The sequence below is a fragment of the uncultured Winogradskyella sp. genome (assembly GCF_947495255.1).
Lineage (GTDB): Bacteria > Bacteroidota > Bacteroidia > Flavobacteriales > Flavobacteriaceae > Winogradskyella.
On sequence record NZ_CANLYI010000004.1, the window covers coordinates 186,108 to 203,375 of the forward strand.

14 protein-coding genes are annotated in these 17,268 nt (G+C 31.5%); 7 read left to right on the forward strand and 7 right to left on the reverse strand.

Features of this window, described 5'->3' with window-relative positions:
* Positions 1-20 precede the first annotated feature (20 nt).
* Together Q0807_RS07730 and Q0807_RS07735 are read right to left on the reverse strand one after the other, a co-directional pair.
* Positions 21-1,619: a S8 family peptidase gene (locus Q0807_RS07730; RefSeq protein WP_299108272.1), complete on the reverse strand. Its 1,599-nt coding sequence runs from the start codon at positions 1,617-1,619 to the stop codon at positions 21-23.
* 18 nt (positions 1,620-1,637) lie between these two features.
* On the reverse strand, positions 1,638-2,498 hold the full coding sequence (locus Q0807_RS07735) for an MBL fold metallo-hydrolase (protein ID WP_299108274.1): 861 nt from the start codon (positions 2,496-2,498) through the stop codon (positions 1,638-1,640).
* Positions 2,499-2,668: 170 nt separating this feature from the next.
* On the opposite strand from Q0807_RS07735, the gene Q0807_RS07740 reads away from it, so the two are divergent.
* Positions 2,669-3,010, forward strand: a complete 342-nt coding sequence (locus Q0807_RS07740) for a DUF202 domain-containing protein (RefSeq protein WP_299108276.1) — start codon at positions 2,669-2,671, stop codon at positions 3,008-3,010.
* A gap of 6 nt (positions 3,011-3,016) precedes the next feature.
* On the opposite strand, the gene Q0807_RS07745 is transcribed toward Q0807_RS07740, so the two are convergent.
* Positions 3,017-5,212: a SulP family inorganic anion transporter gene (locus tag Q0807_RS07745; RefSeq protein WP_299108278.1), complete on the reverse strand. Its 2,196-nt coding sequence runs from the start codon at positions 5,210-5,212 to the stop codon at positions 3,017-3,019.
* On the reverse strand, positions 5,209-6,057 hold the full coding sequence (locus Q0807_RS07750; RefSeq protein ID WP_299108280.1) for a universal stress protein: 849 nt from the start codon (positions 6,055-6,057) through the stop codon (positions 5,209-5,211). The genes Q0807_RS07745 and Q0807_RS07750 overlap by 4 nt, the downstream gene beginning before the upstream one ends.
* Positions 6,058-6,185: 128 nt before the next feature.
* On the opposite strand from Q0807_RS07750, the gene Q0807_RS07755 reads away from it, so the two are divergent.
* On the forward strand, positions 6,186-8,036 hold the full coding sequence (locus Q0807_RS07755; protein WP_299108282.1) for a sodium:proton antiporter: 1,851 nt from the start codon (positions 6,186-6,188) through the stop codon (positions 8,034-8,036).
* A gap of 16 nt (positions 8,037-8,052) precedes the next feature.
* Positions 8,053-8,778, forward strand: coding sequence for a hypothetical protein (locus Q0807_RS07760; protein WP_299108284.1), 726 nt, complete (start codon positions 8,053-8,055; stop codon positions 8,776-8,778).
* Positions 8,779-8,889: 111 nt separating this feature from the next.
* Here the strand turns inward: Q0807_RS07760 and lepA are convergent, their stop codons facing one another.
* The gene (lepA, locus tag Q0807_RS07765) at positions 8,890-10,686 is read right to left on the reverse strand and encodes a translation elongation factor 4 (protein WP_299108286.1); all 1,797 of its coding nucleotides are present in this window, start codon (positions 10,684-10,686) and stop codon (positions 8,890-8,892) included.
* 231 nt (positions 10,687-10,917) lie between these two features.
* Here lepA and Q0807_RS07770 point away from each other — a divergent pair, with 231 nt between their 5' ends.
* Positions 10,918-13,263 (forward strand): TonB-dependent receptor, encoded by a 2,346-nt coding sequence (locus tag Q0807_RS07770; protein WP_299108288.1) that lies wholly within the window; start codon positions 10,918-10,920, stop codon positions 13,261-13,263.
* Between the two features lie 39 nt (positions 13,264-13,302).
* On the opposite strand, the gene Q0807_RS07775 is transcribed toward Q0807_RS07770, so the two are convergent.
* Entirely contained in the window at positions 13,303-14,418 is a 1,116-nt protein-coding gene (locus tag Q0807_RS07775) for a hypothetical protein (protein WP_299108290.1), read from the reverse strand.
* A 151-nt stretch (positions 14,419-14,569) separates the two neighbouring features.
* Between Q0807_RS07775 and Q0807_RS07780 the strand changes: the two genes are divergently transcribed.
* The 3 genes from Q0807_RS07780 (at position 14,570) to Q0807_RS07790 (ending at position 17,017) form a co-directional block, all read left to right on the forward strand.
* Positions 14,570-15,814: a M28 family peptidase gene (locus tag Q0807_RS07780; RefSeq protein ID WP_299108292.1), complete on the forward strand. Its 1,245-nt coding sequence runs from the start codon at positions 14,570-14,572 to the stop codon at positions 15,812-15,814.
* A gap of 238 nt (positions 15,815-16,052) precedes the next feature.
* Positions 16,053-16,382 (forward strand): hypothetical protein, encoded by a 330-nt coding sequence (locus Q0807_RS07785; protein ID WP_299108294.1) that lies wholly within the window; start codon positions 16,053-16,055, stop codon positions 16,380-16,382.
* Positions 16,383-16,423: 41 nt separating this feature from the next.
* Complete coding sequence (locus tag Q0807_RS07790; RefSeq protein ID WP_299108297.1) at positions 16,424-17,017, forward strand: hypothetical protein; 594 nt, start codon at positions 16,424-16,426, stop codon at positions 17,015-17,017.
* Positions 17,018-17,054: 37 nt separating this feature from the next.
* Here Q0807_RS07790 and Q0807_RS07795 read toward each other — a convergent pair whose 3' ends face one another.
* Positions 17,055-17,267 (reverse strand): hypothetical protein, encoded by a 213-nt coding sequence (locus Q0807_RS07795; protein WP_299108299.1) that lies wholly within the window; start codon positions 17,265-17,267, stop codon positions 17,055-17,057.
* Position 17,268 lies beyond the last annotated feature (1 nt).

Genomic DNA, 17,268 nt, shown 5'->3' on the forward strand with positions numbered 1-17,268 from the left:
TAAAAATATATTTTATAGAATTATAACTTTGAAGCCATAATTAAAGCATTATAAGCATTAACTATTCTTCCGGTTTTAGACAATTCTGAAAATGGTTTCACATCAGAAGCATCACCACCTACAACTACTTTAGTTGTTAATGCTAAGCCAGATTCTAAAATCACTTGTTTTACCTGAGAAGCAGTTAATTTTGGATAATAAGAACGCACTAAAGCTGCAACACCAGCAACGGCAGGAGAAGCCATAGAAGTTCCACTTATACTCTTATAATCGTTTTCTGGGAATGTAGAATAAATAGCAGAACCTGGAGCAAATACATCTACGTTGTTTTTTCCGTAGTTAGAAAAACTAGAAACTAATTTAGATCCGTATTTAGATGTTAAAGAACCCACTCTAATGTACGTATTTGAAATCTCTACGAAATCAACATTATCATCAGGGAAATTAGGTTCAACATCTATGTTTTCACTAGAGTTACCTGCTGCATGTACAAATACAACATCGTTATCTGAAGCATATTTTATAGCATCTCTTACCCATTGAGAATGTGGAGAAAAAGATTTACCAAAACTACCGTTAATTACTTTTGCACCATTATCTACAGCGTAACGTATTGCTAAGGCAACATCTTTATCATATTCATCGCCATTTGGTACAGCTCTAACAGACATAATTTGTACATTGTTTGCTACACCATTTGCACCTAAACCATTGTTACGTTCTGCACCAATAATACCAGCAACGTGTGTTCCATGAGATTCAGATTTTTTTACAGGTTTAACGTTTCCGTTACCATAACCTTTATCAGATAAATCGTTAATATCGTCTCCAGTTTTACGACCATTAAAGTCTTTATTTAAGTTAAAGTTTAAACGTTCGTTAATACTTTCTAATGCACCATCAATTTCTACAGTAGCTTCTGCTAAAGTTAAACCATTATCGTTCATACCTTGTGCTACTTGAATAGCTTGCGCTAAAGTTTCATCTTCAGTTTCTACAGTATTAACTTCTTTAATCGTATAATCACTTTTTCCGAAGTGTTTAGTTAAAGTTTTATGTGCATTTTTTACAGCTTGTGCAATTTGATCGTACTGTGTTTTACGACCTGTCCATAATTGGTAATCTTTATCGTACTGTGCTTTTGCAGCAGTAAAACTTGGGTTAGAGGTATCACCAGAAGCTAAAATACGTACAAATTCTAATTGCTCATCGTAAGCATCTCCTAAGAAATTCCATCCATGGATATCATCTACATAACCATTTTTGTCATCATCAATACCATTGTTTGGTATTTCTCCTTTGTTTGTCCAGATAACACCATCTAAATCTTCATGATCAATATCAATACCAGAATCTATAACGGCAACAATTACAGTTTTACCTTTTTTATTATTAATGATTTCAGCATAAGCTTTATCAACACTCATACCAGGAATCGTATCTTTTACAAGATCTAAATGTCCCCAATTATTCTTTTCTGCATCTGTTAGTTCTGTTACTTTTAACGGTGAAGTATCTATATTTTCAATTGGAGTAGAAATAATATCTCCTGTACCACAACCGAAAAATAGTGTTCCCGCAAATCCTAAGTAAGCAACTAGTTTGTAATTAAATTTCATTTTTTTTGTTTTAAAGCTTTAGTTAAATAGTGAGTTTGTTGTAAATGTTTCGTTTAGTCGTACACCTTTTTCAGTGTGTTTAACTGTTATAATTTCGTTATGAGCATCGTGTTCTAAAAACAGATAGAAGTTGTTATCTGCAGCCATGTTCAAAAATAATTCTTTTTCGTCTAATGTTAATAAGGGTCTTGTATCATAACCCATTACAAACGGTAACGGTAAATGACCAACAGTTGGCAATAAATCTGCCATAAAACAAATGGTTTTTCCTTTGTAGTTTATCATAGGAATCATTTGTTTATCTGTATGTCCATTGGCAAAGAAAATATCAAAGCCTAATGCCGAATTTTTTAACATATGCTGATTAGGTACATCAGTAAATTTCAGTTGTCCACTTTCTTCCATAGGGAGTATATTCTCTTTTAAAAATGAAGCAACTTCACGTCTGTTCGGTTTTGTTGCCCAATTCCAATGATCTTGGTTACTCCAAAAGTGTGCGTTTTTAAAAGCAGGTTCATAACCTGTTCTATCTTTATTCCACTGAACACTTCCACCACAATGGTCAAAGTGAAGATGCGTCATAAATACATCTGTAATATCATCGCGATGAAAACCATAAGACGCTAAAGATTTATCGATGCTATCATCTCCATAAAGAAAATAGTAACCAAAAAATTTATCGCTTTGTTTGTTTCCCATACCTGTATCAATTAAAATAAGGCGATCACCATCTTCAATTAATAAACAACGTGCTGCAATATCAATCATGTTGTTATTGTCAGCAGGATTGGTACGTTGCCACAAGGATTTTGGAACCACACCAAACATGGCTCCACCATCTAATTTAAAATTTCCGGAATTAATAGGATATAATTGCATAGACAAGAATTTATAAAGTCTTGCAAATTACTAAAAGCTTTAAAACTAATTGTTGTTAGTTACAATTAATTACAGGATTTTTAACAAATTAGAACCAGATAATCTTATATCTATTCTCAAAAAATAATTACATTTATCTATTAAGCTTTATAAACGATTTATTCAAACTCATGAAGACACCCAAACAGAAATCTAAAAAAAAGTATTTATTGAGTTTTGGTCGTGATTTTAATCCGGATCAAAAAGTAATTTTAAGAGATTATTTAGCTATAGAACGCACACGTTTGGCTAATGAACGTACCTTATTATCTTACATTCGTTCTTCGTTGTATTTATTACTTGGAGCAATTGCGTTATATCAACTAAAGGAGTTTGCTAATTTTGAATATTTAGCATTAGTAGCGTTAATATTCAGCGTTATCTTTTTTATAATTGGTGTGTATCGTTTTTCACTTTTAAAGCGAAGTTTAAAACGATTATACTATAAAACAGAATCGCAAGAAGAGATGTAGTTTTGGTTACTTAGAAATTGCCTGTTTTAAACGTTTACCATAATCAAATAAGGCCTTAACTTCTTTTGTACTTGCTAAACGTTCTTTACTAAAAACCAACAAACATTTACCATTAGATTCTACGTGGTAATAAGGATTGCTTTCAAAGAAATGAGTGATTTCATCATTAAAAAGTGATTTAATAGCCGTTTCATTTTCTCCCAATAAATAGAAACGTTTGTTAAAATCTGAATGTTCTTGAATAGGAATATCCTTATAGCCAGCTAAAGCATATACTTTTTCAAGAAAACCTTCACGATCTAGAGTGAATTTAGGAATGTTTTTATCTAATGTCATATACAACATCGTAGTTCGTATGGTTTCTTTAGCTATAAATTCACCTTCAGAAAATTCGATATCAAAAATGCTAATAGCATCATTTTTAGTGGTTAGTTTATTATAAATATGACCAATAGTTTTTGTTCTAAAAAAATGGAATTTATCTAAAAAGTGAGTTTCTTTTTCGTTCTTAGAATGATAGGATAATTCATAATTTTGAGCAAAATCTTCAAGTGTATTTTGGCGTTTTGTTAAACCGCTTTTAAGAATACCAGGAACGGGTAATAATCGCCTAAGTGCAAATGGATGCTTAGAATCTGAGTCGTGTAAATCTAAACCAATGACATCAAAATGACCATCTCGTTTTATAAACAAATCGCGATAGTTATTAAGGTTTTCCATCACTGTATGATCTACAAATTTGCAAAGTGAAAAATCAATAATGACATCACTATTTTCTGGTACTGCATCTAGCTTTTCTTTTAACCTATAGAAATTTAAAAAGCTACAAAAGTGTTTTACACTCACATAGTAATTTCCATTGTCTTGTTCTTGATACATTAAGACATTGGGTTTTAAAACATTTCTAAAGAATAGTGAAGCACTTTTATTAATAACGATATGAATTAAAAATGTAACAATTACACCAGAAAGAATTCCCGTAATAAGACCAACTTTTAAGGTTACAAATAATGTGACTAAAAATATAATAACCTGTTCTTTACCTATCGAAAATATTCTTTTAATGGTTGTTGGTGATGCTAATTTGTAACCTGTAAATACTAAAATTGCCATTAAAGCAGGTAAAGGAATCCGAGTTAACTGTGTACTAAATAATACAATAAAGATGACTAAAAACGTAGCATGAAAGAAGTTTGAAGACCGATTACTTGCGTTGTTATTAACGTTTACAGAACTTCTTGCTATTACAGTAACGACATTTAAACCACCTAAAAAACCACTACCAATAGTTGCTAAGCCTAATGCTTTTAAATCTAAGTTTACGTTAGAGCGTCTTTTCTCTGGATCTAATTTATCTACAGCTTTTATACTTAGTAGAGATTCAATACTAGCAATTAAGGTTAAAGCTAAAACACTAGACCAAAAAGGAAATGTACCAGCTTTTCCAAAATTTACAGTTGGCAATTGTGCTATGATATCCTTAAATTCTGGTATACCAGAAATCATGTATAACGAAGAAATAGGATTGGTTTCATGTGCAACCAATTCAAAATAATAACTGAATCCAACAGATAGAATAACAATCCACATTGGTGCAGGTATAAGCTGTAAATACTTGTTTCTAATTTTAGGATAGAACACCATAATAATTAAACTTAAAATACCTGCAGCTGCAGCATAAATTAAACCGGTTTTATCATAATGAAGTGCATCGTTTATGGTAAATGGAATTTCTATAAGATAATCTATAGTATCTGCACGCTTAATTTTGTGAGCGAGCATAATATGAAATTGTTTTCCTAATATAATAAGTCCGATTGCAGCAAGCATACCTTGTATAGCAGAAGAAGGGAAAAAATCAGCTAGTTTTCCCATTCTTAAAAATCCTAATACAGCTAAAAGAATTCCAGAACAAATAATAGCAGCATAAGCACTCTCTAAACCTAGTGTTGTTATTGCTACTAAAAGAACACCAACCAATCCGTTACCAGGACCAGCGATGGTAACATTACTTCCACCGAAAATAGAGACTACAACACCTCCAACTACTGCAGCTATAATACCTGAAATCGGTGGAGCTTCACTTGCCATTGCCAAGCCTAAACCTAATGGTAATGCGATAAGACTTACCACAAAACCCGAAAAAATGTTTTTAGGTAATGCCTTAAAAAATGCTTTTAATTTATTTGGTTTTGGGCTCATTGAATAATTAAAACGTCTGTTGGTAGTTCTGTTAATATGTGTTCAATATCGTGAGGGAAAAGACGATCCCAAAAGGTCATTTTACTAGGTGAATTCATAATTAATAAGTCGGCTCTTGCAATTTGAGCGTAATGACCAATGGAATACCCTTTTTTACCAAAAATGGGTTGAGATTTTATAATAACATCTTTTGTGTGATTCTCCGGAATATCCGCAATTATGGCTTTTACACGTGCATTTTCTCTAAGTTTAATACGTTCTTTAACAATATTTGCCATTCTTAGAGATTTATCATCTTCTACTTTTACGGCTAATTCATCTTGTGTTATTTCTTCAACAATTGTCACCTTATTAACACTTAAAGCATTTGCAACATAAAATGCAGAAGCAATAGTTTCTTTAGTTTTTGGGTCTTTTAATCCGTTAACTACAATATGCTCACAAGGAATTCTTTCTACAGACGGTTTTATAAGCAATAAAATAGAACATTTAGCTTGTCGTGTAATTTTTCTGGCAATAGAGCCTACATAGTATTTTAAGAAATTTTCGCGCTGTAGTGCACCTAAAATCAGTAAGTCAATATGTTTTTCTTCTGAAGTTGATAGAATAACATCAACCGGATCTCCTGGCTTAAATACAATTTCTACGTCTAAATTATCATTTAAAAAAGGTTCTAAAATAGCATTGAATTTAGCTTGCTTTTCAGAGGATTTATCACCAACATGAATTAAAACCAAACACGTTTTAAGCATTTGCGATAACCTTGCAGCTTCATAAATATTAGCTTTGAGATTTGGTGAGAAAGTGACACCAATACCTATGGTTTTAAAAGGTTTTAAAGACAATTTAGTTGTTATTGTTTAGTTAGTCAGTTTTGAAAGATAGTAAAATTTAAAAACCTTTAAGTTATAAAACCAATTACTGCACTTTAAAAACTGTATTTATTTAGTATTTTCACAAAAAATGTAATTAGATGTTAGAATTAGCAGGAATCATTATACTTGGCATATTAGCACAATGGGTTGCATGGAAATTTAAAATTCCAGCAATTTTACCATTGATATTAATTGGGCTTTTAGTAGGACCAATTGCAGCAGAGTTTTTAAGTGAAGATGGTACGAAATGGATTGAACCTATTTGGAATGGAACCGAAGGATTATTCCCAGGAGAAAGTCTATTTTATTTTGTTTCTCTTGCCATTAGTATTATTCTTTTTGAAGGTGGTTTAACACTAAAATTAAACGAAATAAAGAACGTTGGACCCGTAATTACAAAGTTAATCACTATTGGTTCTATCGTTACTTTTTTTGGAGCGTCTTTAGCAGCTCATTTCATTTTTAATTTAAGTTGGGAAATTTCATTTTTATTCTCAGGACTTATTATTGTAACGGGTCCTACGGTAATTACTCCGATTTTAAGAAACATACCTTTAAAGAAAGATGTATCTGCCGTTTTAAAATGGGAAGGTATACTTATTGATCCAATTGGTGCTTTAGTTGCCGTTTTGGTATTTGAATTTATTAGCGTTGATGCAGGTGGAGAATTCACAAAAACGGCGTTAATAGAATTTGGTAAAATTGTATTATTCGGTTCTACATTTGGTTTCACTTTTGCACATGCTGTTAATCTTATTTTGAATAAAAAATGGGTGCCACATTATCTTATAAATGTATTCTCTTTAGCCGCTGTATTAGGTGTTTTTGTTTTATCAGATAGTTTTGCTCATGAGTCTGGTTTATTAGCGGTAGTTGTAATGGGAATGGTTTTAGGTAATTCTAATTCTCCTCATTTAAAGGATATTCTATATTTTAAAGAATCACTTAGTGTTTTACTAATCTCAATTCTGTTTATTCTTTTAGCTGCAAATATTAATTTTGAAGAGTTATTATTAATCTATAATTGGAAAACAGCTGTACTTTTCTTAGTCATAGTATTTTTAATACGACCAATAGGTGTGTTTTTAAGTACCTATGGTTCTACATTAAAACTAAATGAAAAACTATTTATAAGTTGGGTAGGCCCTCGTGGTATTGTTGCCGCAGGTATTGCTTCACTATTTGGGTTAAAGTTGGCTAGTAAAGGTGTTACAGGAGCAGAGTATATTACACCTTTGGTATTTGTAATAGTATTAGGAACCGTTTTATTAAATGCCACAACAGCACGATTATTTGCGAGATTAGTTGGTGTATTTTTAACAAAATCTAACGGAATATTAATTGTTGGCGCTTCTAAAGTATCGCGATTATTAGGTCATTATTTAGAAAGTAACGGAAGGCATGTCGTATTAATTGACAGCAACCAAAGCAATATTAATAAAGCCAAAGAATTAGGCTTAGAGGCTTTAAGTACTAATATATATTCAGATTCTTTAACGGATAATATAGAATTAAATGACGTTGGTTATTTAATGGCAATGACAGGAAACTCAGACATTAACAAATATGCTATTAGTAAATTTAGAAAGCAGTTTGGTGAGAATGGATCATTTAGATTAGTGACTCCAGACGAAATGAATAATCCAGAAGATAATCCTAGTGAAGGGTTATTTTCTCAAACAGATGATTTTATTCAACTTTCTGAAGTAACTAGAAAATACCCATCAATTCAAGAAATACCTTTAGAAGACAAAGCACATTACCTAAGTCTTATTGATATTACTAATAAAAATGAAGACATGATTCCTTTATTTTTAAAAGATGAAGATGGTGAGTTACATATTATATCTTCAAACAATACCAATATTGATAAAATAGGAGAAGACTATAAATTGGTTTATTTAGGAAAACCTTTTGATGTTGAAAAAGTTATTTTAGAAGATGCATAATTTTTAGAAAAATAAAATGAGTAATAGCGAAAGTTTAAGAGTAGATTATTCTAAATACCAAGTAGATGAAGTATCAGAAACTATTGCTGATGCTTTATTTTTTCCGCTCTATATAGGTAAAGTCTTAGGTACCAATTTGGCTATATTTTGGGTTTTACTAACTCTTTTTTGTATATTTTTTATAGATAATACGTTTTTAAGTGTATTGTTTTGGGTGCTCACTTTTGTAATATCAATTCCTTCAATATTGTTGTTCTCAATAATTAGGTTGTTTAGCACCATTAAGAATGATATTGATAATGTCTTTAAAATTACTCTAGAAACCACAAAGCATGTCTACGAAGATGCTGGATTATTAAAAGATCAACGTGCAGCTAATTTACCATTAAAAGCAACATTCTCAGATGTTTTTAAAGGTGTTGCAATGTATGTTATAAGACCATCATTAAAAAAAGTACTCGAAAAACGAATAAAATATTTTGCTTGGCCATTGACGTTTTTAATAGATTTAATCTTTAAAAAAACGGTAATAAATGGGTCTCCAGAAATAGGAGTAGAGTTAGATAGTGAAGATCATATTGTATTAAAAGATAACACAACGCTAGGCAAAATTAATAAAGGAGGTGAAAAAACAACCTCAGTAGCTTTTACGGTCGTTAAGTTTCCGTTTCGCTTAGCGCTAATAATTTATGGTTTGGTAAATTATACAATAGTTTATCTGTTGTATTTATTGTTTAGGTAGCTAGCAAATTCCTGCGAATGCAGGAATCTATTTGTTAGATTTCTATAATTAAGATTAAGTAATAAAATTAATAGAACAGTTTATGAGATTCCTTTTTTCAAAGGAATTGCTTTAATCATTCAACTTCAATACAGCCATAAACGCTTGTTGAGGTATTTCTACATTACCAACCTGGCGCATACGTTTCTTACCTTTCTTCTGCTTTTCTAATAACTTACGTTTACGAGAAATATCACCACCATAACATTTAGCTGTTACATCTTTACGCAAGGCTTTTACAGTTTCACGAGCAATAATTTTTGCTCCAATCGCTGCTTGGATAGGAATATCAAATTGTTGTCTTGGTATTAATTCCTTTAACTTCTCACACATTTTTTTACCAATATGGTGAGCATTGTCTGCGTGAATTAATGCTGAAAGCGCATCAACTGGTTGCGCATTTAATAAAACATCTAAACGTACTAGTTTTGATGCTTTCATACCAATTGGATGATAATCAAAAGAGGCATAACCTTTAGATACCGTTTTTAAACGATCATAAAAATCGAATACAATTTCTGCTAATGGCATTTCAAAAATTAACTCAACACGCTCTGTCGTTAAATACGTTTGGTTAACAATCATACCACGTTTTTCAATACAAAGGCTCATTACATTACCAACAAAATCAGATTTAGTGATAATAGTTGCTTTTATATATGGTTCTTCAACACGGTTAACCGTTGTTGGTTCTGGTAAATCACTAGGATTATTTACTATAAATGCTTCGTCTGGGTTCTTATTGGTGTACGCATGGTAAGATACGTTAGGTACTGTTGTAATAACCGTCATATCAAACTCACGCTCTAGACGTTCTTGAATGATTTCCATGTGTAACATACCTAAGAATCCACAGCGGAATCCAAAACCTAACGCTGCAGAACTTTCTGGTTGAAATACCAATGACGCATCATTAAGTTGAAGCTTTTCCATAGAGTTTCTCAACTCTTCGTAATCTTCTGTATCAACAGGATAAATACCAGCAAAAACCATTGGTTTTACATCTTCAAAACCTTCAACGATATTAGTTGTAGGATTTGCAAAATCTGTAATAGTATCACCTACTTTTACTTCTTTAGCCGTTTTAATACCTGTAATTAAATACCCAACATCACCAGCTTTTACACTTTGTTTTGGTACTTGATTAAGTTTTAAAGTTCCGACTTCATCAGCAAAATATTCTTTTCCTGTCGCAACGAATTTAATTTTTTGACCTTTTTTTATTTCACCATTAAAAACTCTAAAATACGTTTCAATACCTCTAAAAGTATTATAAACTGAATCGAAAATTAAGGCTTGAAGCGGTTCATCTACATTACCTTTTGGAGCAGGAACTCGTTCTATAATTGCTTTTAAAATATCACCAACACCAAAACCTGTTTTTCCACTGGCATGAATTACTTCTTCTGGATCACATCCTAAAAGATCAACAATATCATCTGTAACTTCTTCTGGGTTTGCACTTGGTAAATCTACTTTGTTCAATACCGGAATAATCTCTAAATCATTCTCTAAAGCCAAGTATAAATTAGAAATGGTTTGTGCTTGTATACTTTGGGCAGCATCAACAATAAGTAATGCACCTTCACAAGCCGCAATTGATCGCGAGACTTCGTAAGAGAAATCTACGTGACCAGGTGTATCAATAAGGTTTAATACATATTTTTCGCCTTCAAATTCATAATCCATTTGAATAGCATGAGATTTTATAGTAATACCACGTTCGCGCTCCAAATCCATACTATCTAATAGCTGAGCCTGTTGCTCTCTAGCAGTAACTGAGCCAGTAAAATCGAGTAAACGATCGGCTAATGTGCTTTTTCCGTGATCAATATGTGCAATGATGCAAAAGTTACGTATGTTCTTCATGTCTGTTTATAAGGCAATGAACTTAAAAAAAAGTTCTATATGTAATTTGCAAATATAATCGATTTCTTGTGCTTTAAACTATCTATTATTACAATTAAAACAGTGGTATTTACGTTAAAACCACAGTGAAAAGTTAAAAACAATTAATATATTGCCATACAATTCTTGCTAATGATATTTAGTTTTCGTTATTATTTTTGTTTTGTGTGTCTCGCGATATCTTCAGTAATCTTGGCGCAAGAATCGTCTATTTCTGGTAAAGTTGTGGACGCTAATAATAACCCTATTTCATTAGCTAACGTAGTAATATTCAGTGAAGATGGTGGTTCGTTTTTAAAAGGTACATCTACTGATGACCAAGGTTTATTTAGAATTAGTAACCTTTCTACTAAAATGTATTTAGTAAAAATTAGCTTTATTGGTTTTGAAGAATTTCAGCAAAAAATTATCCTAACAGGAAATTTAGATTTGGCAGAAATTCGGCTAAATGAAATTTCTGAAAATTTAGATGAAGTAACAGTAATTGCTAAAAAACCTACCATAACTCGTAAGCCAGACCGCTTAGTATTTAATGTAGAAAACACAGCCTTAACAGAAGGTTCTACACTGGGAGTATTAAAAAGCACACCTGGAATTATAGTTTCAGAAGGAAGCATTAATATTAAAAGTGCACCTGCAACAGTTTTTATTAATAACAGACGTGTACAATTAACCTCTGATGAGCTTATTAGTTTACTAGAAAGTGCACCTGCAAATAGTATTAAATCGGTTGAGGTGATTACAAATCCGCCTGCAAGTTACGATGCAGATTCTGGATCTGTAATCAATATTGTAATGAGTAAAAACTTGGTAACGGGTTATAGAGGAAGTGTGTTTACCAATTATACGCAAGGTGTTTTTCCGAGATATAATGGAGGCACAAGTCACTATTTTAAAAATAATAAAATCAATCTTAATTTAAACTATAGTTATTCTCAGAATAAAATAAATAGAGATCAAGATGATACCGTTAATTATTTAGATAATTCTGATGAAATTGAGCAGATTTGGAAATCTAATATCAACAGAAATACATGGTCTCAAACACATAATTTAAATCTTAATTTTGATTATTATATCAATGATAATAACACGATAAGCTTAACAAGTACAGGTTTATACATACCATATTTTAAATACCAAATAAAGAACAAAACCAATATTACAGATCAAAACTTAGATTTCTTAGGTCGTTTTACCGCAGATAATTTATCTAGAGATAACAAGTATAACATTGGAACGGATTTAATTTTTAGACACGATTTTGAAAATAGTGCAAGTCTTACAGTGAATGCACATTATACAGCATACGATTACAAGCGTAGTCAAAACGTTTTCATTGATAATTTTGATGCTGATGACGTATTTATAAATAGTTCAGAATTTAATACTGATGCCGATCAAAAGACCAGTATTATCAATGGTAAAATTGATTATAATTTACCAATAAATGAGACGTCTAGTTTTGATGTAGGAGCAAAATACTCTAACGTAAATACAGATAGTGACATTACTAGGTTAGATATTATTGGTGGTACCGAAGTTATAAATACAGATAATACAGATGCTTTTAAATATGACGAAAAAGTATTAGCAGCCTATTCTAACTACACCAAATCATGGGATAAGTGGGATTTAAGCTTTGGGCTTAGAGTAGAACAAAGTAGTATAGAAGGTAAATCTGTAACCTTGTCTGAAGCAAATACTCAAGATTACTTAGATTGGTTTCCTAATGCTAGTTTATCGCATCAAATTTCAGAATCTGTAGGTATTACAGGAAATTATAAGCGAAGCATTTCAAGACCAAGTTATACTAATTTAAATCCTTTCACTTTCTTTTTAAATGAGAATAACGTAGTTCTAGGTAACCCTAATTTAAATCCAACCTATAGAGATCATTTTTATTTAGGAGTTAATTTTTTAGAATACTTTACGGTTTCTTCATACTACGATAATTACGATGGTGATATTGTGGAGTTAGCTCGTCAAGATAACGATACCAACATTATTGCTTACACACCAACCAATCTCGACAAAAAAGTAGAGTTTGGTTTCGATTTTGAATTTATCTATGCACCTACAAATACATGGGACTTATATTTTGTAACTTCTTTTTACAATATTGCTGAAGAGGCTAATTTTGAAGAAGGCTTTGTAGAACAAAACCAATGGTCTAATTATAGTATTTTGTCCAATAGTTTCTCTTTTTTAGAAGATCGAAGTTTAAATGCTAGTCTCACATTTACATGGGTTGGTAAAAATTTACAACAATTTCAAACTATTGATAATAGGTTAGTTTCAGAATTAAGTGTCTCTAAAACTATTTTAAAGAAAAAGGGAATTATCACTTTAGCTGTAGAAGATTTTTTCAATTTACAAGATTATAAATCTAGAACGCGCTATTTAAATCAATCAAGTTTTGGCAATGTAGATGTAGATAACAGATCCATTAAGTTAGGTTTCCGTTACAAATTTGGTAACACAAAATTATCTACCAATGAGCGCACTACTGATGCAGAGGAACGCGAAAGGCTATAAGTTTTAGATGATAAAGAGATTTCTATTTACAGACAATATTTAATCTTGCCACTCAGCAATAAACAAGTTAGTATCTCTTCCTCCTCCATTATTTCTATTAGAAGAAAACGCTAAATACTTACCATCATTAGAAAAAACAGGGAAGGCATCAAACGTTTCACTATGTGTTACACGCTTTAAATTTTTGCCATCAATATCAATTAAATATAAGTTGAAAGGAAAGCCACGTTCAGATTCAAAATTAGAAGAGAACAATACTTTATCCCCAGAAGGATGAAAAAACGGACTCCAATTAGCGTTTCCTAAATCGGTTAATTGTCTTAATTCAGAACCATCTGCATTACAAATGTAAAGTTCCATTTCTGTTGGTTCTACTAATCCTTCAGCTAATAAATCTTTATAGTTTTTAATTTCTTTTTCAGTTTTAGGACGAGAAGAACGAAAGATTAATTTACTACCATCTGGTGAAAAGAAAGCGCCTCCATCGTAACCTAATTCGTGTGTAATTTGCTTAACATCGCTACCATCAATATTCATAGTATATAATTCTAAATCACCACTTCTAGTTGAAGTAAATACAATTTTGTCCCCTTTTGGAGATACTGTTGGTTCTGCATCATAACCAACTTCATTGGTTAATTGCTTTACAATATTACCCTCTAAATCAGCAACAAAAATATCGTAGCTATCATAGATTGGCCAAATATATTTACCATTTTTCTTAAGAGGTGCGTCAGGACATTCGTCTTGTACTAAATGCGTAGAAGCGTAGATTATATGTTTGTTATCTGGTAAAAAATAAGCACACGTCGTTCTACCTTTTCCGGTACTTAACATTGGTGGTGCAATACTATCTGTAAAAGTTTCATTGGCATTCATTAAAAACATTTGATCACAGCCAACTCCCCATTTTACATTATTAGATTGAAACACTAACTGTTTGTCATCAAAACTCCAATAAGCCTCAGCATTATCGCCACCATAAGTGACTTGTCTGATAGATTTAAAGTGCGTTTCTTCTGGGTAGATTAACGAATCGTATTTTTTAGTTGCTCCAGAGGTTGTATCTGTAGAGTAACCAGAAGCGTCAGAGCTCTCATTTTTACAAGAAGAAAATGTAACAAGTAGAATTAAAATAACAGTGATTCTGTTCATAATAAAGAATTATAATAAATGGCTTTTAATGCCTAATTTTGTGTAAAAGTAAGATTTAGTGACGAAATGAGCGACTCACAACACTTAAAAATTGACTTGATTTTTAATAGTGAACTACATTTTACTGAATTAATTAAATAGATATTTTGAAATGAAAAATTGGATATTTTTATTCGTTTTAGTCGGATTGTTATCTTGTAAAAACGAGCCAAAAGTTGCAGAGAATAAGATAAAAGATGATGTTGTCTTTTTAGCTGATGATAAGCTTGAAGGTAGACAAACAGGTACACAAGGTGAAGTCTTGGCTTCAGAATATCTGATAAAAAGGTTTGAATCTATTGGACTCCAACCAAAGGGAACAGAGGGGTTTTTGCAATCATTTTCGTTTAAACCTAAAACGGATCCACATAGTGAAGTTGTATTTACAACCAATGCAGACAGTACAATTACAGGTCATAATGTTATTGGTTTTATTGATAATAAAGCTAAAACAACCATTGTTATAGGTGCGCACTACGATCACTTAGGTTTTGGTGGTGAAGGATCTTTATATCGTGGAGAAGATAAAGCAATCCATAATGGTGCTGATGATAACGCAAGTGGAGTAGCAGTGCTTTTAAATTTAGCAAGCCGATTACAAGTAAAGAATGACCAAGCTGAAATTAAAGATAAAAATAACTATTTGTTTATGGCATTTTCTGGAGAAGAAATGGGATTGTTAGGTTCTAATTATTTTTCTAAAAATCCAACTATTGATGCTACATCTATTAATTACATGATTAATATGGATATGGTTGGCAGAATGAAAACAGATAGCACATTAGCAGTTTATGGTACGGGAACGTCACCAATGTTTAAACAAACTTTAAAAGCAAATAACGATAAATTTAAAATCGTTGAAAACGAAAGTGGAGTAGGACCAAGTGATCACACCTCTTTTTATTTAATTGATATTCCTGTGTTACATTTTTTTACTGGGCAGCATGAAGATTATCATAAACCAGGTGATGATTCAGAGAAGTTGAATTACGACGGAATGAACCTTATTTCGCATTACATTTTTGATATTATTACAGATTTAGATGATAATGGTGAATTAGCCTTTAGAAAAACGAAAAATGAAAGTGAGGAATCGCCGCGATTTAAAGTAGGATTAGGTGTTGTGCCAGATTATTTATATGACGGTAAAGGGATGCGCATTGATGGTACTAGAGAAGAAACTCCAGCATTTAATGCTGGCCTAAAGAAAGGCGACGTTGTCTTAAAATTAGGTGATAGCACTATAACTGATATGATGAGTTATATGAGAGCTTTATCTGTTTTTGATAATGGTGACGAAGCAGCAATAACAGTAAAACGAGGAGAAGAAATTATAAATACTAAGGTTAAGTTTTAAAAAAGCCCATATAAACCCTTCCCAAAAAGAAGGACTTTTACTAAATGTTTATTACATAAAATAATAACTTAAGATTCTATAGAAGTCAATTAATATGTTGAAAATAATTCGAATAGTTTTCTATCTAGTATTGTTCTTTTTTATATTAGATATATTCAATTATTTTCAAACTAAACTTAGCTTTTTTAAGACCTTAATTTATTACAGTGTTTTTTTATTCCCAATTCCGTTACTGGTTATGGAATTTAAAGCAAAACAAGGTATAGCTGAACCCATTTTAAGAAAAGCAATTCCCGTAGTAACCATCATTGGATTAGTTTATTTAAATCCTTTAAAAATTCTATTTCACGCGCAACCATGGAGAACTCAATCAGTTGAACTTATTAATAAAAACAGCAAAAACCATAAGGTCGAATTTCAAAAAAAGGATATAGGAGCTTTAGGATATGCCAAGCGAAACGCTGAAGTTTATTATATAACCAAGCATTTTTATTTTGTATTATCTGAGGATTATGACGACAGAAATTTTATTGGAACAAACTGGAAAAGAATAGACTCAAAAAAATAATGTAGATTTGTGGTTCAACAAATAATTAATTCCCAAATAATATGAAAAAACTTTTATCTCTATTCTGTCTTTTTGCTTTATTAACAGCTTTTACGTGTGAAGATGAACCATTAGACGATGGTATAGATACTGGCTCTAATAATGGTGATACTAATGTTGCGCTAATTGGGTCTTGGGACTTAACAGATTTTGATGTAACGCTAATAACATCTACTGATTTTGATGGACAGAGTATTTCGTCTGATATTGATATACAAAGTACAGAAGAAAACTATGTACTAACTTTTACAGAAAGTAATTTTACTACTAATGGCAGTTATACATATAATTCTAACGTTGTAGTTAATGGAGTAACAATGTCTTCAGAGCCATATACTTTAGAGAATGTTAGTGGAAGCGGAACGTATTCTACAAGCGGAAACGTAATGACAATTGATGGTTCATTTTTTGAATTTGAATTTGAAGGAATGGATGAAACGTCATTACAAGGAGAGCAAACAACAACATTTTCAATTTCTGCAGATGGGCAAACACTTACGTTTTCTCAAAACGAAACGGTTACTCAAACTGAGCCAACAACAGGTGCTGTTATAACTAGTACTACAAGTGGAGGTTCTGTTTGGACTAAACAGTAAGCTTTTAATCAACATTTAGGGATTGATTTTAGTATAATTACATCATCATACTACCACAAATTCCTAAACTTATTATAACATACGTGGCAGCTAGAATAAATAAAATTTTAGCTGCTTTTTTGTTTTTTTTAAGCACTGCGAATCCAATAATTGTTAAAATAATAGCTGGTAAAAACATAATGGCTACAATAACAATGACTATGCCACTTAAGTCCATTCCTCCTGTTGCTTCAATGAGTAAATTTGTCATA